This window comes from Sphingomonas sp. AP28 (genome assembly GCF_056680455.1).
The window spans coordinates 273,369-294,346 of the sequence record NZ_JBWXQI010000002.1 but is presented as its reverse complement, the minus strand read 5'-3'; the positions used below and the strand labels follow the sequence as shown (position 1 = coordinate 294,346).

General features: G+C 61.2%; 15 protein-coding genes and 1 pseudogene. 5 read left to right on the top strand and 11 right to left on the bottom strand.

Features of this window, described 5'->3' with window-relative positions; all coding sequences use genetic code 11:
- Nucleotides 1-1,028: 1,028 nt before the first annotated feature.
- Together AC1MH0_RS20755 and AC1MH0_RS20750 are read right to left on the bottom strand one after the other, a co-directional pair.
- Nucleotides 1,029-1,328 (bottom strand): annotated as a pseudogene (locus AC1MH0_RS20755) (IS481 family transposase); the annotation flags it as partial.
- Between the two features lie 403 nt (nucleotides 1,329-1,731).
- Nucleotides 1,732-2,235, bottom strand: coding sequence for a Ros/MucR family transcriptional regulator (locus AC1MH0_RS20750; RefSeq protein ID WP_480966061.1), 504 nt, complete (start codon nucleotides 2,233-2,235; stop codon nucleotides 1,732-1,734).
- A gap of 817 nt (nucleotides 2,236-3,052) precedes the next feature.
- Here AC1MH0_RS20750 and AC1MH0_RS20745 point away from each other — a divergent pair.
- A complete protein-coding gene (locus AC1MH0_RS20745) occupies nucleotides 3,053-3,775 on the top strand; it encodes a Crp/Fnr family transcriptional regulator (protein ID WP_480966060.1) in 723 nt (240 codons plus the stop codon).
- Between the two features lie 316 nt (nucleotides 3,776-4,091).
- On the opposite strand, the gene AC1MH0_RS20740 is transcribed toward AC1MH0_RS20745, so the two are convergent.
- The 8 genes from AC1MH0_RS20740 to AC1MH0_RS20705 form a co-directional block, all read right to left on the bottom strand.
- On the bottom strand, nucleotides 4,092-4,478 hold the full coding sequence (locus AC1MH0_RS20740) for a type II toxin-antitoxin system VapC family toxin (RefSeq protein WP_480966059.1): 387 nt from the start codon (nucleotides 4,476-4,478) through the stop codon (nucleotides 4,092-4,094).
- Complete coding sequence (locus tag AC1MH0_RS20735; RefSeq protein WP_480966058.1) at nucleotides 4,475-4,768, bottom strand: AbrB/MazE/SpoVT family DNA-binding domain-containing protein; 294 nt, start codon at nucleotides 4,766-4,768, stop codon at nucleotides 4,475-4,477. Before AC1MH0_RS20735 ends, AC1MH0_RS20740 begins: the two co-directional genes overlap by 4 nt.
- Nucleotides 4,769-5,027: 259 nt before the next feature.
- A complete protein-coding gene (locus AC1MH0_RS20730) occupies nucleotides 5,028-5,588 on the bottom strand; it encodes a recombinase family protein (RefSeq protein WP_480966057.1) in 561 nt (186 codons plus the stop codon).
- Between the two features lie 222 nt (nucleotides 5,589-5,810).
- Nucleotides 5,811-6,956: a CaiB/BaiF CoA transferase family protein gene (locus AC1MH0_RS20725; protein WP_480966056.1), complete on the bottom strand. Its 1,146-nt coding sequence runs from the start codon at nucleotides 6,954-6,956 to the stop codon at nucleotides 5,811-5,813.
- Entirely contained in the window at nucleotides 6,953-8,734 is a 1,782-nt protein-coding gene (locus AC1MH0_RS20720; RefSeq protein WP_480966055.1) for a glycoside hydrolase family 127 protein, read from the bottom strand. Before AC1MH0_RS20720 ends, AC1MH0_RS20725 begins: the two co-directional genes overlap by 4 nt.
- Nucleotides 8,735-8,756: 22 nt before the next feature.
- On the bottom strand, nucleotides 8,757-10,901 hold the full coding sequence (locus tag AC1MH0_RS20715; protein ID WP_480966054.1) for an SUMF1/EgtB/PvdO family nonheme iron enzyme: 2,145 nt from the start codon (nucleotides 10,899-10,901) through the stop codon (nucleotides 8,757-8,759).
- 13 nt (nucleotides 10,902-10,914) lie between these two features.
- Nucleotides 10,915-11,877: a ribokinase gene (locus AC1MH0_RS20710; protein ID WP_480966053.1), complete on the bottom strand. Its 963-nt coding sequence runs from the start codon at nucleotides 11,875-11,877 to the stop codon at nucleotides 10,915-10,917.
- A gap of 13 nt (nucleotides 11,878-11,890) precedes the next feature.
- Entirely contained in the window at nucleotides 11,891-14,287 is a 2,397-nt protein-coding gene (locus AC1MH0_RS20705; protein ID WP_480966052.1) for a TonB-dependent receptor, read from the bottom strand.
- Between AC1MH0_RS20705 and AC1MH0_RS20700 the strand changes: the two genes are divergently transcribed.
- From AC1MH0_RS20700 to AC1MH0_RS20685, 4 genes are read left to right on the top strand one after another with little or no spacing between them, the layout of a single operon-like run.
- A complete protein-coding gene (locus AC1MH0_RS20700) occupies nucleotides 14,277-15,098 on the top strand; it encodes an HpcH/HpaI aldolase/citrate lyase family protein (RefSeq protein WP_480966051.1) in 822 nt (273 codons plus the stop codon). The genes AC1MH0_RS20705 and AC1MH0_RS20700 overlap by 11 nt on opposite strands.
- Entirely contained in the window at nucleotides 15,095-17,524 is a 2,430-nt protein-coding gene (locus AC1MH0_RS20695; RefSeq protein WP_480966050.1) for a sodium:solute symporter family protein, read from the top strand. Before AC1MH0_RS20700 ends, AC1MH0_RS20695 begins: the two co-directional genes overlap by 4 nt.
- A gap of 32 nt (nucleotides 17,525-17,556) precedes the next feature.
- Nucleotides 17,557-18,390 (top strand): LysR family transcriptional regulator, encoded by an 834-nt coding sequence (locus tag AC1MH0_RS20690; protein WP_480966049.1) that lies wholly within the window; start codon nucleotides 17,557-17,559, stop codon nucleotides 18,388-18,390.
- Complete coding sequence (locus AC1MH0_RS20685) at nucleotides 18,387-19,925, top strand: carboxylesterase/lipase family protein (RefSeq protein WP_480966048.1); 1,539 nt, start codon at nucleotides 18,387-18,389, stop codon at nucleotides 19,923-19,925. The genes AC1MH0_RS20690 and AC1MH0_RS20685 overlap by 4 nt, the downstream gene beginning before the upstream one ends.
- Before the next feature lie 78 nt (nucleotides 19,926-20,003).
- Here AC1MH0_RS20685 and AC1MH0_RS20680 read toward each other — a convergent pair.
- Nucleotides 20,004-20,950, bottom strand: a protein-coding gene (locus AC1MH0_RS20680) for an IS630 family transposase (RefSeq protein WP_480966047.1) whose coding sequence is annotated in 2 segments (ribosomal slippage) — nucleotides 20,004-20,614 and nucleotides 20,614-20,950 — 948 coding nt in all. Because the reading frame shifts where the segments join, the coding sequence is not laid out codon by codon here.
- Nucleotides 20,951-20,978: the final 28 nt, after the last annotated feature.

The following is a 20,978-nucleotide window of genomic DNA, read 5'->3' as shown; positions in this document are numbered from 1 at the left end:
AGACTGTACGTCAGCCATATGAAATGACCGACGCCGAACTTCTTCACGCTTATCAGTGCACAACGGGTAGGGCGAACGACATGATCGCAAACGCGCTGCGAGCTGAGATTGAGCGTCGGCATCTCGACATTTAGTGCTTACTCGCCAGTACCATCGGTAGGTGGTGAATAGGCGATGCCCGTTTCACTTCGCCAACAGTCGGGTAAAAGGCGAGGTCGCGGCGTCATCTCTGCTTTGGTGAGCGGCGTCGCGACACCCTTCGGAGTTAGCGGCCAGCATGCTGCCTCAGCATTACGTCTTTACCGATATCGAAGCGGCAGCGCGGCAGGTTTCGCCTGCAACCGAGACGGATCATCTAACAAGGCTACCAAGCTATCGGCCTCGAACGCGTACGGTGCCGCGCCGCGATCTGGGAGTAAAACCCTTATTCCAACGAGTGTCGGCAACCGCAGGGATCTGAGGGCTGAAATCACACATTCCAACGCACCCTCGCATATGACGGCAAGATCGCCTTTCCCGCCTTCGGTTGCCAACGCATAATCATTCCATGGTGTCATGCCGACACCCTGCGCATCGACCGCTGTGGTAACAAAGGCTGATTAAGTTGAATGCGTTGTAAGGATGCGGTTTCGCGGCCACACGAGTCCGTAGGCACCCGAACTGGTTCGACTACGCGCCCAAGGAAAGGCATGGGCATTACTGCAGGTATCTGCGAGAATGGATGTTGCGGCGCAGCAAGCTCTGATTACAGACAAAGCGTCGCGGCGGGGATCAACCGTGGGGTGGTATTTCAGCCCTGCCGCGACATCACGACCGCTTCACGCCTCGTTTCGAGAGACTGTGATGCCGGCAGTCGCAGGCATCTTGAGGAGCGGCAACTTAGGCCCCGTCCATCCGATTGGCGTACGGCATGCCGCCAAACGTGCTTTTTCGATACGCATGATGCTGACACGAGCGCCTTGGTTGCCGCCCAGAACATGGAAGTGCGTCGCGTCCTCGCCGACCGCGAACGCTACGTGGCCCCCGCCTGACCGTGTCAGATGCGGAATCGACGGCTGCAACGCATAGAGACAATCGTCGAGCGGCAGTAATGTGTGACGCTGGAATGCGACGACCGCTGCCTCTTCGGCTTCGGTCAAGGACGTGGAGTGAGGGGCCTTCGGTCCGGTCTTCAAATCCTCGACCGTCGCCCGCTTCCGCCATTTCGCCGCTATCTTCGTGTTGATCCCAAGCTCCTGGCTCAACGTCGAGAGCGAAGCTTGCGATCGCTGTATTGCCGCTCGGACGGCGTGCGTGGTCGTGGCGCTCCCGTGACGAACTTGTCCCATACCGCTTCCTTCCAGCCTAACGAAAGGATCGCACTTCAAACCGTGGGATCAAACACCTAGCAGGCGCCCGCGAGGAAGCTTACAAGGTAGCATTCCAGAAAGGTAAGCCTGAAACCTCGCTTATTGGCAGACTGAAAAACGGCACACCTTCGCGACCTTACACGGACGACGAGTAGAAAGTGCGCCGCGCTGCAGCTCTACACAGCAAATATCTGACGTTCTTTCGCGCATTTGTATGCGCTGTCGTGCAAAGAATGGAACGTCGCTAGGGATGAGGAATGAATTCTTTCGGTAAACCTGAAATATCCGCTTTTTAGGCGGATAGTAGCCGGAACCGGGCCGAAAACATCAACGTAGTAGCAGTAGCCCGGCTTCCTGCTTTCAAGGAAGCCAGGCCTGTAAGTTAGTCCGCCGCTTCTTCGGTCTTGCGCTTGCGCAGAGCCCGGTTGGGCTCGGCGTCCGCCTTGGCTGCATTCATCTGGCCAGGCTTACGACCCAGGCCAATGCTTTTCGCCATCGTGCGACGTGCTTCCGAATAGGTCGGAGCGACCATGGGATAGTCAGCCTTCAGGCCATACCGCTCGCGATACTCCACTGGCGTCATACCGTTAGTGGCAAGGTGGCGACGCAGCGTCTTGTACGGCTTGCCATCAATCATGCTGATGATGTGATCGGGGCTGGCAAGCGACTTACGCGCTGTTACGGCCGGCATATATTCTTGAGCAGGTACCTCGGGTTCAGCAGCCGCAGCATTTCCGCCGACCAGCACCGAAACAGTTTCGTACATTTTGTTCAGGAAGGCCGGAACGTCGTCAGCATTGGTACGCGTGTTGGGGTTGGCCAACCATGCGATTGTCAATTCCGTGGCGAGTTCAACCGGGTTTAGGTCGAGGGTAGTGTCAGACATGTACGAGCTCCATTTCCGGTGACGCATCTAGGTATTTGATTGGTCGCTGGCAATCTCAGATCGGTCAGGGATATTGATCTAAGGTTTTCACACAGAACCGATTTGAAAATGCGGTAATCGCATATCGTTCGTTGCACCGATGCTGCTCGTTTCCGGACTGTCACGAGCCAGCTAGCAATCCCGTGGGACGATCGGAAGGTTGGTAACTAGCTGTGATGGAACGGCATTCCGGCATCGACGTTTTTCGATTATGCAACCGCCACGGCATATTCTCGAGCTGGCCCATAAGCAGGGCATCAAAGCAGGTCGGGTAGCCGACAACACACCGTTGGATTGCCCGTGGCCTCCTGAGCTTCATGAGGAGGTCTATGCGTGGCTGTCAGGTTACAGCGTCGCGAGGCTAACACGGCAAAGCCAAAGAGACACGAGGTGAACCGCCCTAGTCTGCCCGAGAACTGGGGCGGTGATCCTACTCGCCGCTCGCATACCACCGGGCTGCTAGCAACGCCCCTGATCGGAAGGTTGATGGCTCGATCACACGATTAGCCATCGTCAGTAACGTAGCGGGAAGAGTCAGCGTCGCGAACGGCTCACCGCGGGCCTTTAATAAAAAGCGACCAACTTGCGCCTGAGCAGGAGTTGTGCCGATACGTAAACCCGGACCAGTGTTATTGTCAGCGTCAAAGCCGACCACTGACCTGGCCTGGCGACACACATGCGCCGTTAAACAAGGTTAAATAGAACATACTAAATACGTAAACCTGACTTGATAAACTATACACATTAACGCTTACGAATAACGAAAAAGGGGGGGGCGGTGCCTCAGTCAGAAACGAAATTTCAGGTGGGATTTCTCGGTTCGTTTATTGCCAAAATGCGACTGCATGGCGAACTGACGGAGCGCGATGTAACGACGATTGGTGATGCCCCATACACGCTCGTCAATTACCAGCGTAATCAGCGGATTACGGCCTTCAGCAAAGTCCCGTCCTGCGTATACGTACTGACCAGTGGCATCGCTTGCCTGTCGATCGTTGCTGGCGACGGGCGTCGGCAGATAACCCGGTTTTTGCTGCCTGGCGATTTTTGCAACGCGTTTGACGCGCAGCCCTCAGCGCCTATTGAAGGCGTAGATATCCTTGTTGCAACGCGGATGGCGGCAATTCCGGATACCGCGTTTCGGCAGATTAGCGCTTCACCATCGATGCAAAACGCACTGTTTGCCTCGGTTATCGATGCGGCCGCCTCAGCCCGTGTCACGATCGCCAGCCTTGGTCGGGGTGATGCTCGCAGCCGCGTTGCATTCTTGTTGTGCGACCTGGCCCGGCAGATGACTAAGCGAGGAGTCCTTATGACACCCGGTGACCCGCTGCCGCTCAGGCAAGAGCATATTGCCGATGCGACGGGTCTTACCAGCGTTCACGTAAACAGAATGCTGGCACAACTGCGCCGGGAAGGACTAATCTCCGGGGGCGGCACCATCGTTCAGATTGCGGATATGCCAAGGTTACGCGCCGCTGCCGGCCTGAAGCGCTGTTGAATGATGCGACTAGGTGAGCGACCCGCCGGACCCAGCGGTTCCGTCCGTGAAATCTTGAGCGATACCCGGCAGAATTGCGTACGCAGAGGGAACAGCTTTTCAAAAGTTGTGCCCCCTCCAAACTGAGCACCTTCCTTGACCGCCAGTACCCCGCTGTCGCGAATATGCTAAATTTTGCGACAGTCGAGGCAACCGCCGGTCTTCAGATGCTCGGTCGTCGCATAACTCCGTTGCAGAACGAACCAGTTCCAAAACACATTTGCGACGCGTACTTTGGGGATAAATGCCGGAGGACACGGCAGGGCAGGGTAGGCGGCTAACGGATATGCTCCACTTTAAGCCCTTTGACCTTTACCTTCTTCCACTCCCGGTCGGCGGTAAGCGCGGGAACACCAAGCTGCATCGCGAGCGCTAGACAGGAACGATCGCCGAGGCCGCGCCCAAACACCTTCGTTTGAGTGTGCAGCTCAGCGGCCACATACGCTGCCTCCACGTCGTGAGGCCGCACATCAAGACGAAGCTCGTCTAGGATCTCGCGGATAGTGGCTGCGCCCAAACCACCAAGCAGGAGTTCCTTGATAACCTCCTGTAGGTTGACGGCGGAGATCGCTGCTCGTCCCACGTGGGGTGTGACCATGTCGGCGCCTGGTTCATCCCGAACCAGCGCCAGCACCGCGGATGCGTCCATTACAACAGATGTCATACCGGATCTCCCTGCCGGTCCGAATGCGAAGACTCGCTTGCCTCGGTGACGGCCTCTGCCTTGCGATCAGATAGGAAGTCATCGATTGTTCGGGCGTGCTTGGCATGCTCCCGATAGAGAGCCTGAGCGCGAGAAACCCCGTGACCGATCGGCGACAGACGGACCTGATCGTCCTCTACCGTCAAGATGACCTTCGCGTCTCCGTGGAGTCCCATCGCCTTACGAACTGATGCCGGCAGAATCATCCTCCCATTACTGGCAACTTTAACGTCTATGGACTGCGTAGCCATCGCGGCGCTCCTTCTCAATGCTTCAGGCGAGCGCATGCCACTTTAAGCGATATGACACAATGCGAGCTTCGACATCTGTCCGATCCTGGCACGCCCGATGTGTCAGTCCAGGTATACCCCGCCTGACAACCTCACTTTTGACTGATCGTTGGCACCAGTGAACATGTCGCATTGATACCACCCTGATTAGACGGTTGGGCGGGCGCTGGCTCCTATAAAATGCTGGCTTGGTAGACCGGCAGGCGAGGGAAGTTGCGAGTTAGCCGTCCTCACCGGACGTAGGCTCGACCTTAAGCAGCCGGCGATCGCGAGCGATCTTGGCGAGGAGGGTGCGGCTGCAACCTGTCGCGTCCATAATCTCCCGCCAGCTACGGCCGTTGCCCAACAGCGAGGAGATGGCGGCGTTGCGGGCCTTGTTCTCTGGACGCCCCTTACAAAAGCCGGCCGCCTTGGCCTTGGCAGTGCCCTCAGCCTGACCGCGACGCCGATCTTCATAGTCTTTGCGTGCGACCGCGGCCAGGACGTCAAGCATGATGGCGTTGACCGCGGCACACATGCGGCCGGTGAACTCGTCGACCGGCGCCGCCAGGCTCCACGAAGTCGGCAAATCGAGCGCGACGATGCGGACCTGCTTGGCATCGATCAGGCCGCGTGGCCGAAGCCAGTCCGGCGAGGTGAGGCGGGACATTGGATCGACTTGCTCGACTAGCAGTACGTCACCGGGTTCGCAGTCGGCTAGTAACCGGAACAGCTCGGGCCGATCTAACTTGACGCCGCTTTCGTTCTCTACATAGCGCGCGGCGATGTGCAGGCCTTGCACAACCGCGCATCAAGCAGGCCACGGGCACGTGATGCGTCCTGTCCGGAGATGAAAGCGCGGAGATACGCACGTATGGAGATGGCTTAGTCCTCTATACGAGGTGCCTATTTGCCCAGTCCTTTTTGAGTGATCGACGCGCCTATAAAGCACCATCTACTGGGCAGTCCTCAAAAGGCACACTCTAAATGTCCGTGGATACCAATCATACAGCGTTGTAGATGATTACTTAAGTAGTGATCCGTTCACGTCGAAAGCGGGTGCTGCAAAAGGATCTGGGCCTGGGGTACGCGAGTATTTGATGGAACGGGTAACTCCGCGGTAGCTGCCGATCGTTGGATGGGGAATGTATGCCATTAGCCGTTCGGCGACGACCTGCGGATGATTAAACATGTCCTCCACCGCGCGAGCGACGGAGCAGGGGACGGCATCGCCGAGCAGCGTTTCCCATTCCTCGGCGGAGCGGGCCAGAAGTACCTCGCGCAGTTTGGGCACCAGCTCGTCGGCGCGCGCGGCGCGTTTCTTAACGCTGTCGTAACGCGGATCGTCAGCGAGCGCGGCCAGCCCCGTGCGTTTGCAAAGTGCCTGCCAGAAGTGCGTCGTATTGGCAGAGAGATACAGCCAGCCGTCGGCCGTAGGGTGCAGTCCGGTGATCCCCCCGGAGCGCATGTCGCGCGAGATGTCGTGACGCTCGCCCTTGCCTTGGACCATACGCGCCGCCTGCATCGCCATGGCGCTGCGCAGCAGCGACACGCCGACATATTGGCCGACGCCGCTACGCGTCCGTTCGTACAGCGCCGATGTCACGCCGAGGGCGACTAATGCGGCGGCATAATAATCGACCGGCGAGCCGTAGGTAAGTTCGGGCGGTCCGCCAGCGCGGCCCTGCAGCCGCGTCATTCCGGTCATTGCCTGTAATACCTGGTCGTAGCCGGCCTTGTTCGCCATCGGACCGGTTTCACCATAGCCGGTGACCGCGCAGTAGATCAGCCGCGAGTTGAGCGCGGACAGAGTTGCATGATCAATCCGCAGCCGCTCCGCGACGCCGGGCCGAAAATTGTGCACCAGAACGTCCGCGTCTGCCATCAGCCGTAAGAAAACGGCATAATCGTCCTCGTCTTTTAGGTCGAGCACTCCGCCGCGCTTCGAGCGGTTCACACCGAGGAACGCGCGGTTCTCGCCTTCTAGCGTTGACGGATAGTGACGCAGATTGTCACCCATGGGCGGCTCGACCTTAATGACATCGGCGCCCTGGTCGGCGAGAAGCGTGCAGCCATAGGGCCCAGCAATGTACGCGCTCAGATCGAGCACCTTGATACCCGTCAGTGGCCCGGCAGGGCCAGTGCGGTTTGGATTGTCGAACGCGCTCATGTTGCGTCCCCAGGTGCGAAGCGCATCCAGGTCAGCCGCCAGGTACCGTCCTGACGGTCGGCCGCGCGGTAATAGGGCTCGAAACGGATCGGCGCACGATCGCGCGGATTGAGCAGCAGTGTATCCTCGCCATCGAGCGTAACGGCGTCGGACGACAGCCGCACGGTTTCCTCAGCCTTGAAGCCGTCGATTAGCCCGGTAGCGTAGACCAACGGGCCGCGCGTCATTGCAACATAATCGTGCCGCAAAACTTCCTGCGCGACCGGCGTACCATCGGGCGCGAGCGACTCCTGCACGTTACGCGATGTCGCGTGATGGAGGACGGGCGGCATCGGCAATGTTAGCACTGCGCGATCCGTTGTCTCGATGCGGACATAGCTGTCCGCGGCAACTGCACCCGTCGCACTGGTGAGCGTCGCGCCATCCGCCCAGTCGGGAATGCGCACTAGCAGGACGACCGTTGCACCGTCGGCGTCGACCGCAATCTCGATGTCGTTCGAAAACGGGTAGCCGGTGGTCTGCGTGACCGTCACCGGGCCCACCCCGGGCACGTCGAGCATCGCCCGTGAAGGCCCGAGCAGGTTGACCGCGATCGCGCCGTCGGTGGTTAAGCCGTAGGCGATGCCGGGCAGTTCCTCGATCGCGATCGCACCGCTCGACTTGCAGCAGCGCCAATACGTGGTGTGGACGCGCTTGCCGTTGGGGAAGCTGTAATAGCACCAGTCTTCGCCGTCCGCTCCCTGCGCACCTATTAGGTCGTTGTAGGCGCTGCGTTCGATTGCTTGCGCGAATTTTGCCTCGCCCAGTATCGCCAGCAGTTCTCGGTTGAGCTGGATCCATGCCATCGTTGAACAGGTTTCGACATAGGCATGCGGGCTGAACGTGCCGGGCGCGTTGAATACCTCACGCGAGCGGTGGGCGACGCCGCCCCACGGCCCGCCGCCAAGCGTGAGATGATCGTTGCGTACCCGGTTCCACAGCGCGTGAACCGCCTCGAGGTAGCGGGGGTTGCCGGTCGCGCGGTGCAACTTTGCCAAGCCGACAAGGTTCCACAGCAATTGATACGCCTTGCCGGTCGCGATCGCCGATACGTCCTCGCCGTTCAGCGCGGCGGTCAGAAAGGAGCTGTGCGGATCGGCTTCTGCCTGCTCCAGAATGAGAAGTGCGAGATCTAGGTAACGCTGCTCCTGGCTTGCAAAATACAGCTCGCACGCCGGATCGATCAGTACGGTGGCGGATAAACCGAAATGGTTGCCGAGATCAGTAATGCGCACGTCACCCTGACGAAGCGTCTTCCAGACGAGGTCGCCGATACGCCCGGCGGCAGTGAGATAGCGATCGTCGCCAATCGCGCGGCTCGTCTCGATTAGCCCCAGCACAAGGTACGCATGTGTCCAGATATCCCAAGTGCGCAGTGCCGGTTCGCCGTTCCAACTGAATGGCTTGATCGGCTGCCTGACCATAAAGCGGCGCGACGGCGGATAGTTGCCGAGATAGCCATCGGCGCCCTGCAGTGACACAAGATGATCCGCCACCGCTTGCACGCGCGGCAGCAAGGCGGGGTCACGCGAGCGGGCGGCTGCGTAGAGCCACTTGCCGGCATGCTCGCCATACCAGTCACCGCCCTCGTTCTCCGCGACGGTATCGGCGTCGAAGATCGCGATTGCCGGGCTGTCGGACCCGGTGACGAACGTCGCCAGCCGCCCGCGGCGGTTCGCCGCAACGGCATCGCCCAGTGGCCCGCCAAGCGCCACCGTCCCCGGTGCCGCAAAGGTCATGGCCGGGCCCGTGATGATTGCCTCAGAGGTCAATTGCGCACCGGAAACCGATTCCGCCCGACCGGTCCTTCGACGGTGCCATCAGCAGATATTTGCCGTGGCTGTCGAGCGTATAGGCTTGTGGGAAATACCAGTGCGAGCTTTGCGGCTGATACGGGCTGCCGCCGCGGACAACCGCGGCACGGACATGGGCATCGCGATATTCGTCGGTCCACTGCCAGATATGCCCGGTCATAGCCATCACGCCGAACGGGCTCGCCCCACCCGGATACGCATCGACATCGGCGAACGTTGGCATATTGCGCCCCAACGACGGCGGTGGCGCGGCATCCTCGTGCCAGTCGTCGCCCCACGGGTAGCGGCGGCCGTCAAGTCCCTGCGCGGCATAGTGCCACTCCCATTCGTGGGGTAAGCGTTTGCCTGCCCAATCGGCAAATGCGCGCGCATCTTCGATACCGACCCACACGACCGGTTGGCGCTCGCTACCCGGCATCGGCGTGCCGTCCGCCCAGTGGCGCAGGAAGTTATGCGCATCGGCAGGAGCATAACCGCTGGAATCAAGGAACGCCTTGTAGTCTGCGTTGGTGACCGGAAAGCGGTCGATCGCGAACGCCGCGATATCGATGCGGTGGCGGTGGAAGCGCCGTGCGTTCGGCTCCCATGGATATTGGACGTCGACACCTTCGGCGCTGTAGCCCTCGATTACCAGCCCATGGACCGAAAAGTCGAACACTGCGGCCGGAATCGCGATCATCGTTTCGGGCACAACGCCATACCCACTGGTTGGCGCGATCGGCATGATCTGCTGCTGGGCCGATGCCCAGACCGGCGAGAACGCGGACAGCGAGCTCTCGGCGTGGTTTGCCATTTCCGCGAGGAAGGCGTCGAGTCCGTCACGGTCGGCATCCGGCGCGAGCTGTAGCAGCGCGGCGAACCCGCGTGCTTCCAAGGTGACGTCGAAATGGGCCAGCCCGCGATCAATCCGTGGCGTCAGCAGGCGGCCATTCCAAGGATCGGCATAAGCCGCCCCGTCGATATGCGCGACCGCGATTTGCTCGCCCGACACCGCATATTCCTGACGGTTAATAAGCGTCCATAGCGTCCGGTCTTGACCGGGCCAGCGGCTTGCATAGATGCCCGCCTGGAGCGTACGATCATAGGGTATCCAATCGTCGGAGACGAGCAGGTCAGCAAAGCGCCGCTGGATCGCCGCCACCCGGCGCAACGCCTCGGCATCACGGTCGGTCAGCCGATTGACAAAGCCGAAGACGTTCTCCCACGCGACATAGCCGATGCCGTTAAAGAAGGCGTGTTGCAGGTCGCTCCATCGCTCCCGGCTCCAGCGGTTCTCGATCTGCACGACGTGGCGCGGCTCGACCCACTTCAGTTTGACGACGGTCGGAATCGACTCGTTTGGAACACGCTTGGTCCAGCTTTGGAGATTCCAGCTGAGGATATGGTCGCCGGCCTGCGCGGTAGATTCGGGCTGCAATACCACGGCATGCCCGCGCGTCTCGCAGGCGACGTGGAAAGCACGAGGGACGCCCGAATAGGTGTCGCCATTGATGCCATCTGCCCCCACCGCCGCGACGATCTCTGCCATCCGCTCCCAATCAGGCGCGTTGCCCTCGCGGGTGCCGTGATCCCACGGCATCGTCGGCAGGAACACTTTCACGCCGCGTGCGTGGAAATCAGCAACGACCTGTCGCAGGCCTTGAAGCCCGCCGGGCAGATCGTGGACCAGATCGAACTGCCCGCGGTCGTCCACGCCAATATTCGGGTAAATGTACCATAGCAGCACGCTGTCGACGCCGCCGAATCGCGCCTCTAGGTCGTCGAGATACCGGTCGACCGTATAGCGGCCATTGTCGGGATCATAGAAGTGCAGGTCCTCAACCATCGTCAGCGCATGAACGAAATTCGCCTGTGACCATTTAAGGTCGGCGCGGCGATACAGGCTGTCGTCCAGCCCGATCCGCAGGCGGTGTTCGCGCCGCCATTCGCGCAGGCCCACCAGCCATTCGTCCGCCGCACCGGCGACATCGATCGTCCAGCGACCCATGTCTTGGAATGGCCAGCCAGGCACTTTGCCGGGGGTCGGCAGATAGGGACCGGTCAGCGCGTGGCTGAACTTGACGTCGCTGGTCGTGCGGTAGGGGGAAGACATCGTGATGGAGTACTCAAACAGAGGGCGCGGTCACACCGCAATAGGTCGCGAGTAGGTTACGACGCGCGATCTCGTCGTCGGGCATGGCCAGCAATCGATCGACCTCGTCGCGCCTAGGTATGCTCGACTGCGCGCCGGGACGGGTGGTGGCCAGCGCCGCCGCCGCACTGGCCGAACGCAGACCTTCGGAAAGCGACTCTCCCCGTGCGAGTGCGGCCGCCAAGGCACCGCAGAACGTATCGCCCGCCGCGGTCGTGTCGACTGCGGCCACTTTGAATGCCGGCTGTAGGACGACGTCGACGCCGACCACGGCGCAACACCCTCGAGCACCTAGCGTTACGATGCTAACCGGAACGCCGAGCCGCGTCAGGCGGTCAACGATCGAGCCTTCCTCACCGGCCAATACGGCAAGCTCCTCCTCGTTCGCGACGAGGACGTCAATCGCGGCGAGCAACTCGATGGGTACGGTCTGCGCCGGTGCCACGTTCAGCATAGTGCAGACCTGCGTCGCGCGCGCTGCCTGCGCATAAGCGACGACCGTGGCGATCGGCGTTTCCAGTTGGAGTACGAGCCAAGAGATCGCCGAGAGGTCGGGCAGATGCTCCAATGCCAATGCGGCATTGGCTCCAGGCGAAACCGTAATGGCATTCTCAGCAGCGTCCGACACGGTAATCAGCGCGGCACCTGTTGGGCGGTCGCTACGCACGACGTGCAGCCGCACGTCCGCCCCGCGCAGCGATTCCTCCAGTAGTCCTGCGGCGGCATCGTTGCCCAGCGCAAGCAGCATTTCAGTCGCCACGCCCCCGGCGCGTGCCGCCGCGACCGCTTGGTTCGCGCCCTTGCCGCCGGGCACAATCGTGAGGTCGCCACCTAGCACCGTCTCGCCCGGCGCAGGAATGTGTGCGGCCCGCACGACGTAGTCGGCATTGGCGGATCCGGCGACCAGCACGTGCCCGCCAGGCCTGGATGTCGTCACGTCAATCACCGCCCTAGAAATCGCTGCGAAGAGACAGCGTCACAGTTCGGCCGCGTCCCGCGAAATAGTTCTGGTAAAAGTCGATCTGCGAAAAAGTGAGGAAATAGAACTTGTTGAATAGATTTTCCGCGGCAAGCGAGACGGTGCCGAGCCCGTCCACCTTATAGCGCGCTGTCGCGTCGAACAGAGTACGTCCTTTGGTTCGTTCGGTAACGACGTTGCCTGTACGCACGGTGCGATCCATCGTTCGGTCCATCCCGAGCGACAAGGAGGAACGCGTTGTCGGCGTCACCGTCGCGGTCAGGTTCAGCTTGTCCGGCGCGATGTTAACGACGCCGAGCTCGACGTCCAACGGTGTCGTGATGTTGTTCGCCTGCGTTGTCAGCCCTTTCACATGGCTGTACAATGCGTTGAGGCGAAGCCAGTCGGTCGGCCGCACTTCCGCCGTCGCATCGACACCGGTGATGCGTACCGGACGCCGGTTAAGGACGAAATCAAGCGTTGCCGGATCGATGGACAGGTTGGCGCCTAGCTTCGAGAAGGAGCGATAATAGGACGCGCCGACGCTGCCCCAGCTGCCACGCCAGTTCGCCCCGACTTCCTTGTTCTCGAAGACAACTGCCTGCAGATCGATAATTCCGGCGACTGATTGTCCCGGCGTGCTGATGTTGCGTAGTGGAATGCCGACGTTCGGCAGCGTGAAACCCTCGCTGTAGGATGCAAAGGCTGAGAAGCCACCGCCGAGGCGCGCGATGACGCCACCGTTGAAGAGGTCATTCTTGTACTTCAGTGTGCCGCCGGTAACGAGCGTGCGGTTGCGGCCGAAAAGCGTACGATAGTCGTCGACTTTCACGCGGCCGTCCTCGTGCCGGACGCCGCCGGTGACGGTCACCGGGCCGATATCGTAGGAAAGCTGCGCATACGGCCCAAAGCTGGTATATTTGAGCGGTGGCACGAGCACGCGGTCGGTCAGTGCCAGGCGTTGCTCGGTATTGTCGTATACCGCATCGATGCCGACGCGCACTTCCAGTCCCTTGACGAACTCGGGCAGCGTGTAGGACGTGCGCAGACCGTATTTCTTCGAATTGATCTCGGACTGATCGACTAGCGTACCGATCGGCGCGATCAGCGGATCTTGCCGGTCGTCCGTATTCTCGCCGCCGAAGCGCATTGCCTGACGCGCATAATAGCCCGTCAAGAGCAGGCTGCCGCCGAACAGATCGGTGTTGCTGTAGTTCAGCGCCGCCTGCTTGAATTCGTTGAATTCCGTTCGCAGCACGTCCACTCCGTTGACCAACAACGGGCCGGGCACGGAGGTGTCGGGCAGCCCGGTCGTCTGGTCAGTCCCGGCGGGTGGACGGATACCCGCCTCATAATGATAGTTGCCCTTGCTCGCGATGCGGAAGTAGTTACCCGTCAGCTCCAATCGCTGGTTATTGCCGAGTTTATAACCGACCTTCAAAAAAAGGTTTTTCTGTGTCGTATCTGCGAGAGAGCTCGATGCGCTAAGACCGATGCGGCGGCCGCGCGCGTCATAAGTCGTGCCGCGATCGACATATGCCGCGGCGGCGAAGATATCGAGATCGCCGCCCTTGTACGATACGTCACCCTTGATGCCGTAGACGCCACTGTCGTCGCGGAACTGCGTGCCCAGCCTGCCGCCGATATTGGCGTGCAGGCCTTCGCGCGTGGCGCGCTTGGTGATGTAGTTGATCACGCCGCCTGCTGCGCCGATACCCTCGGAGGCGGACGCGCCGCTGATTACCTCGATCCGCTCAACGGTCGACATGTCGGTGAAAGTCGCATTGCGGCCGCCGTCCCGAAGCGGAGTCGATTGGGGGATGCCGTCGAACAGATACAGCGTGGCGCGGCCGCGGAGCGTTTCGCCAAGCGTGTTCAGCGTTTGGTTGGATTCCGAATAGCCCGGCACTGTCTTGGCGAGGATCGCAGTATTGTCCTCGGTGATCGCCAGCGAGCGCTGGACCTCGGCCGGCGTCACGATGGTGACAGCCCCGGGGATCTTGTCGACCGCCTTGGGCGTGCGGCTGCCGGTGACGATGAGGTCGCGGTTGTTGTCCTCGGCCGCGTCGTTGGAGGCCGCTTCTTGGGCAACGGTCGGCTCGGCAGGCTGCGGACCGGCTTGTTGTGCAATTGCGTCGGTCCATGCCGCCGACAGCAGCAACGAACCGAGCGTGAAGCGAGCAAAGGTATTCATAAATCCTCCCCTTATGTTTTGCGGCATCCTATCGTTGGTTCCTCCACGAATAAAACGGGCAGCTCTACCTTCACACCACGCTTTTTGCGCGGTGTGGTGTTCCTGCTTGCGCGTCGTACTCACTACACGATAGATTTCCTGAGGTCTGGCGCCAAAAGGCGAATGGACGATGGGGAGGCTTTCGATGCGCAGCAAATTGTTCGTACCCGGTGCGCGTCCTGAGCTCTTCGCCAAGGCGCTGGCCGGTGATGCCGATGCGCTGTCGTTCGATCTTGAGGATGCGGTGCCGGCCGACGGTAAGGCGGCGGCGCGTGCGCGGCTGAGCGACTTTCTCCGCTCAGATTCCGTCCGCGGCAGCGGCAAGACGATCATCGTCCGCATCAACGGTCTCGACACGCCGTATTTTGCCGACGACGTCGCCGCACTAACCGACGCGCGGGTCGATCTTATCAACCTACCAAAATGCGACGATGCACGCGATGTCGAGACCGCCGCTGCCGCGATCATCGAAACGCGCCTGCTCGCCAATATCGAAACCCCGCGGGGCCTCGCCCGTGCCGCGGAGATCGCCGCCCATCCAGCGGTTGCTGGGTTGCAGGTGGGATTAAACGACCTGTTCGCGACGCTCGGCGTCGAGCGCCGTCGGACGGACCACGTTCACGCGGCCTTGTGGGCGATACGGCTGGGCGCGGGAGAATCTGACCGCTTTGCCGTCGACGGGGCATGGCCCGAGATCGGCGACGAGGTGGGATTCCGAAGCGAAGCAGAGCTCGCGCGCAGCATGGGGTATGTCGGCAAAAGCTGCATCCATCCCCTACAGGTCGGGCTCGCGAATGCGATCTTCACCGCTGATCCCGCGGCGCTCGAACGCGCCCAACGTATCGTCGCTGGCGCCAAGTCGGCGGCAGCAGAAGGACGCGGTGCCTTCACGATAGACGGCGAGATGATCGACCGGCCCGCGATCGATCAGGCCTACAGACTGCTCCATGCAAGGAACGGACGATGACTCGATCGACGATCATGCGGTCCCTCTGGCGGTGGCTTGCGGCGATATGGGTGGCTCTGGCTTGCCTGGCGACGCCTGCGGTGGCGCAGGAGGGCGGGGTGACCGTCGTCCGCTCGCGTACTCTCCCGGCGGTCGATCTGCCGGGCTCGGGTACGCCGATTCTCGTCACAATCAATGGTCAGCCGGTTGCAGTGCGCGGCGGCGGAGCCGCTGTGCTGCGTGACGATGCACGGTGGCAGACACTACTGGCCACCGGATCAGAAACCGTGTTCGGCGGGGTCACCGACGGCCAGCGCGCCGCTTTATTGCTGGGAACGGCTGATCGCATTGATCGCGCCGCGATCGCTACGATCGAGGGCGCCACGCTACGACTTAGTCTGCTTGCCGATCTTCCCGACGCGATGGCCGACGCTCGGGCTGCGTTGTTGCCCGACGCACTGGTCGTTGCCGGGATCGTGGATGGCGCGCCGCGCCTGCTACGTACGCCGCTTACTGGCGGTGCTTGGAGCCCGATACCCGCCTGGCCCGGCGGCGGGGCGCCGGTGGCGCTTGTCGCACGCGGTACCGCACTGTTTCTCACCGTCCGCGGGACGACGGGCGACCGACAGTTGCGCTGGACTGCGAAGGAAGGCTGGGTTGTCCGCACCGCTGCGCCCGCGCGGGTCGTGGCGGGATCGTCGCGCGCGATAGGTCAGGCCTATTTGCTGTATCTCGTCGAAGGGGGGCGCGATGCCCGCTGGTACAGCTACAGCACGATCACCGATGCATGGGCACCACTCGGCTATCGCTTGGCTCAAGGCGGCGCGACGACGCTGTATCGCAACGGCATTGTCGCAGTCTCCGCGGACGGCGCTGCGTTGGTGGCCGAGCTTGAACTGCAGCAGCGCCCGCTTGGCTGGCTCGACTGGGCGATCATCATCACCTACCTCGTCGGCATGCTCGGGATCGGCTTCTATTTTTGGAAGCGATCGCGGATGGGTTCGACCAGCGAATTCTTCCTCGGCAGCCGCGCGATCCCGTTCTGGGCGGCGGGCATCAGCATGTTCGCGACCAATACCAGCTCTATCAGCTATCTCGCCGTGCCGGCTAAGGCGTTTGACACCGACTGGCAGTATCTGATGTCGAAGATCGTCACTGTCTTCGCGCTGATGGCAGTCGCCTTCTGGGTAATTCCGCTGTTCCGGCGGCTTAACCTGGTGTCGGTATTCAGCTATCTCGAGACGCGCTTCCATCCGGTGATCCGCATGATCTCATCGGCTTTGGCGATCCTCATGCATGTCGGCGGACGGATGGGCGTTGTGTTGTTCCTGCCGGCGCTCGCGATTGGCACGATCACCGGCACCAACGTTATCCTGTGCATCCTGGTGATTGGGTTGTGCACGATCGCCTACACGGCACTGGGCGGCATGAAGGCGGTGATCTGGACCGACGTATTCCAAGTGATCGTACTGATGTCGGGCGCGATCTTCGCCATCGCGTTCATCGTCCATGCGATCGGCTTCACCCAGATTTACGTTACCGCAATGCAGTTCGATAAGACTAAGTTCGTCAACGTCAGCTTCGATTTCACCACGCCGACGCTCTGGGGCTTCATAATCCTCTACACGTTCGACACAATCCTCACATTCCCCAAGGATCAGGTTCTGATGCAGCGCGTGCTGTCGACCTCCTCGGAGAAACAGGCGAGCCGGTCGGTTTGGTTTTTCGCCGCGATCCTGCTGCCTGCGGGCATCCTTTTCTACATAATTGGCACGACGCTGTTTGCCTATTACCGCGCACGGCCCGATCGGCTCGATCCGCTGCTGCCGATCGATGCGGTGTTCCCGAGCTTCATCGGCACCGAACTACCGCACGGCGTGACCGGAATCATCATCGCCGGCCTCTTTGCCGCCGCGATGGGTACGCTGAGTGGTACAATCAATTCGGTCGCGACATTGCTGTCGGTCGATTTTTACGAAAGGTTCCGCCGCACCCCACCGACGCAGAAGCAGGCGGTGCGCTTCGCTGAATGGATGACGGTGCTGGTCGGACTGGTCGGCGTCGGTATAGCGATCATCCTGTCGCAGATGGAGATCCGCTCGCTTCTCGATCTGACGATCGAGCTGTTCGGTCTGCTTGGAGGAAGCTGCGCGGGTGCCTATACGCTCGGCATGTTCACCCTGCGCGCCAACTGGCAGGGCACCGCGATCGGCATAGTCGGCGCCTCCTTGCTGACGCTGATCGCGTGGATCTTCGCGCTGGTTCACCCTTATTTCTATCTTGCCATCGCGATCGTCGCGTCGATCGTCATTGGCTACATCGCCAGTCTCTTCTTCCCCCCGCCGACGCGCGAGCAGATCGACGGGCTGACCGTCTTCACCGGCGGCGGTCGCAAGGGACAGGCGGCACTCGAGACGGAGCGGCTAGCATCGACATCAACTTCCTGAAGACGTTCGTCGCCGTCGTCGATCAGGGTTCGATGGCGGCTGCGGCACGCGCGTTAAACCTCAGCCCGTCGGCTATAGCGCAGCAATTGCAGGCGCTGGAGCGCGAGTTAGGAGCGCCACTGATTGTGCGCGTCGGACGGACAATGCGGATGACCGAACAAGGCGCGCGCATACTAGGCCATGCCCGCCAGTTGCTGCGCGACGCAGCCGACCTCAAGAGCATCGCGAATGACGACGCGCTGAGCGGCGAGTTGCATTTAGGGGCGTGCACTACGCCGCTGATGGGGATGCTGCCTGAGATCCTTACCCGCGTAAGCGTGCGTTTCCCGGATATCACCGTGCATATCGAATCTGGCAATTCTGCGCAGCTATATGCTCAGGTCGAGGCGGGCAATCTCGACGCCGCCTTCGTGTTGGAAGCGCCGTATCTGCTACCCAAGACGAGCGACTGGAAAGTACTCCGTGAGGAGCCGCTGATCGTACTCGCGCCCGCCGCGCAGGCGCATCGCTCGGCGCACGACCTACTGACGAATGAACCGTTGATCCGTTATGATCGTAACCAATGGGGTGGGCGCCATGCCGACGAATATCTACGCAAGGCCGGCATTCGGCCTCACGAGCGCTTCGAATTGAACGCGTTGAATGCCATCGCTGTAATGGTCGATCGCGGCCTCGGCATATCACTCGTGCCCGACTGGGCGCCGCCCTGGCCCGAGGGGATCAACGTCGCGCGCCTACCGCTGCCGACGCCGGAAATAGGGCGGCGGATCGGAGTGGTTTGGTCGCGCAGCACGATCCGGTTGCGGCTGGTCAACATCCTGCTCGCCGAAGCGGTGGCGGCGTCGCACGGGATCATGCGCGCATGAGCGTCACGCGGCGCATGCTATTGGCCGGCGGCGTGTCACTGGCGACGACGGGCGGCGCGTTTGGGAAGGCGGCCGACGCTCAGGTAACGTGTCGGGCGGGGCGCTTCATCGGAGAACTCACCGACGGTGTCGCAAGCTTCCGCGGTATCCGATACGGACGGGCGGAGCGCTTTCGGGCCCCAATCCCGGAATCACCGATCCTCGATGCTGTACGAGCGTTCGACTACGAACCCGTGTGCCCGCAGAGCAGTTCACGCCGACCGCAATCGGAAAATTGCCTAAGCCTTAACGTCTGGACGCCGGAACCAAGGGGAGGCGCGGGGCTTCCCGTGATGGTCTATATCCACGGCGGCGGCTATGCTTATGGCAGCGGTAACGACCCCGTCACAGATGGCCGACATCTTGCACGACGTGGAGTGGTCGTCGTAACGCTCAACCACCGGCTCAACGTTCTTGGTTATCTATATCTAGCCCGACTGTCTGCCGATTTCCCGGATAGCGGCAATACGGGTCAGCTTGATCTTGTACTCGCGTTGCGCTGGATCCGAGACAACATCTCAGCGTTCGGCGGCGATCCCACGCGAATTACTGCCTTTGGAGACTCGGGGGGGGGAGGGAAGGTAACTACGCTACTGGCCATGCCCGAGGCTAGCGGGCTAATCAATCATGCTGCGACCATGAGCGGGCAGCTCGTAACTGCGTCGGGACCAATGCATGCGACACGTCGTGCTGAGGCCTACCTCGCACGTCTTAAAACCAATGTGTCAAACCTTTCGACGATTCCGGTGGAGCGCTTGATCGAAGCACTCGATGCAGAGGATCCTATTTTAGGGGGACCGATCTACATGGGACCAGTGCTCGATATGCGTGCGCTGCCCCGTCATCCGTTCTGGCCCGACGCGCCACTGCAGTCGCTTCATATCCCGATGCTAAGCGGCAATTCGCGAGACGAAACCCGGGCCTTCAGCGATCCCGATGGCCAATTCGTCAGAACGATGAATTGGAGCAACGTTGCTACGCGTATCGGGGCAGAACTACCGGTCGATGTTGCCCCTGAGCGCGTTGTCGCAGAGTATCGGCGACGGCTGCCGGAGGCGTCGGCGGCAGACGTTTACTTTCTTGCCACGACCGCGGGCCGTAGTTGGCGCGGGCAACTTGAAGTCGCTGAAGCGCGCGCGCGGGCGGGTGCGCCGGTTTGGCTGTATCAAATCAATTTCGCATCACGCGCTGATCCCCGCCGCGGGGCGTTCCACTGCATCGACATACCGATGGTGTTCGGAACGATCGACGTCTCTGACGCGGGGACTGGCAATGATGCGGACGTTCGCGCGGTATCACGCGCATTGCAGGACCGTTTCGTGGCGTTCGCTAAAGCCGGCAACCCTGCAGTGTCGGGGGCTGCGCCATGGCCAACCTACGATCTACTCACGCGCGAGACGCTCGTCGTGGATTTGGATAGTCGCGTTGTTTCCGATCCACGGAAGTGGCAACGAAATTTGTTTGTTGAGGCTCCATACACCCAGCCAGGGAGCTGAGTATACTTAGCGGATGGTCATTCGCTTGATTAATAGCCGTTCCGCGCCGATGGTTGGGCCCCTTAGAGCGGTTTCTGATCAGTCTGCATCGTAACCAGCGGCTGCGAAATAGTTCGAGCATTCCTGGGGCGAGTAGAGGTCGACGATACGGCCGATGGCATCCCACAGGCCGTGGATGGTCCGCTCGGCCGCTTTTCGCAGATGCGCCTTCAGCTTGGAGAAGGCTATCTCGATAGGGTTGAAGTCCGGGCTGTGGGGCGGAAGGAACAGGAGCCTGGCACCTGCGGCTTCGATGGCGACACGCACGGCCGGCGCCTTATGGCTCGACAGGTTGTCCATGATGACGACGTTACCGGGCGAGAGTTCGGGCACCAGCACGCGGGTCACGTAGGTGGTGAAGGCATCACCGTTCATCGGTCCGTCGAGCACCCAGGGTGCGATCATGCCGGTGCGGCTCAGACCTGCGACGAAGGTGGTGGTTTTCCAGTGCCCGTGTGGCACGCCGGCCCGCAGTCGTTCGCCGCGTGGCGCTCTGCCGTAGCGACGTGCCATGTTCGTTGATGCCCACGTCTCATCGATGAAAATGAGCTGCTCGGGATCGAGATCGAGCTGACCGTCGAACCATTCCTCGCGCCGCTTCAGGATGTCGGGACGATCCTGCTCGGTCGCGTGCGCTGTCTTTTTTTGCGCGTTATCCCGCGTCGCGCGAAGAACCGCCATATCGTGCCGAGCGCGACCTCGGTGCCGTGATCAGCGAGGAGCGCCTGCAACTCGACAAGCGTTATGTCGGGGGTCGCCTTGTAAGCGTCTAGGATCAACCCAGCATGCGCCTCGATCCTCATCGAACGTCGATCGCCACCCTGTTGATGTGGCGCTGGCGTCCCGTGCTGGGTTGCAAGCTGCTGCCACCGGATGGCGCTCGCGGCGCTGACACCGAACCATAGCGCAGCCTGCCGACGCGACAGACCACCCGCGATAGCCGCCACAACTCTATCCCGAAGATCTACCGACAATGCTCGCGCCATCCATGCCAGCCTCCTGCACCGGCATGAA

Bases quoted from the DNA above. Each gene is read 5' to 3' on its own strand.
- AC1MH0_RS20750 (WP_480966061.1), bottom strand. From the start codon at position 2,235: ATGTCTGACACTACCCTCGACCTAAACCCGGTTGAACTCGCCACGGAA.
- AC1MH0_RS20740 (WP_480966059.1), bottom strand. From the start codon at position 4,478: ATGACATCTGTTGTAATGGACGCATCCGCGGTGCTGGCGCTGGTTCGG.
- AC1MH0_RS20735 (WP_480966058.1), bottom strand. From the start codon at position 4,768: ATGGCTACGCAGTCCATAGACGTTAAAGTTGCCAGTAATGGGAGGATG.
- AC1MH0_RS20725 (WP_480966056.1), bottom strand. From the start codon at position 6,956: ATGAGCGCGTTCGACAATCCAAACCGCACTGGCCCTGCCGGGCCACTG.
- AC1MH0_RS20720 (WP_480966055.1), bottom strand. From the start codon at position 8,734: ATGACCTTTGCGGCACCGGGGACGGTGGCGCTTGGCGGGCCACTGGGC.
- AC1MH0_RS20715 (WP_480966054.1), bottom strand. From the start codon at position 10,901: ATGTCTTCCCCCTACCGCACGACCAGCGACGTCAAGTTCAGCCACGCG.
- AC1MH0_RS20700 (WP_480966051.1), top strand. From the start codon at position 14,277: ATGCGCAGCAAATTGTTCGTACCCGGTGCGCGTCCTGAGCTCTTCGCC.
- AC1MH0_RS20695 (WP_480966050.1), top strand. From the start codon at position 15,095: ATGACTCGATCGACGATCATGCGGTCCCTCTGGCGGTGGCTTGCGGCG.
- AC1MH0_RS20690 (WP_480966049.1), top strand. From the start codon at position 17,557: ATGGCGGCTGCGGCACGCGCGTTAAACCTCAGCCCGTCGGCTATAGCG.
- AC1MH0_RS20685 (WP_480966048.1), top strand. From the start codon at position 18,387: ATGAGCGTCACGCGGCGCATGCTATTGGCCGGCGGCGTGTCACTGGCG.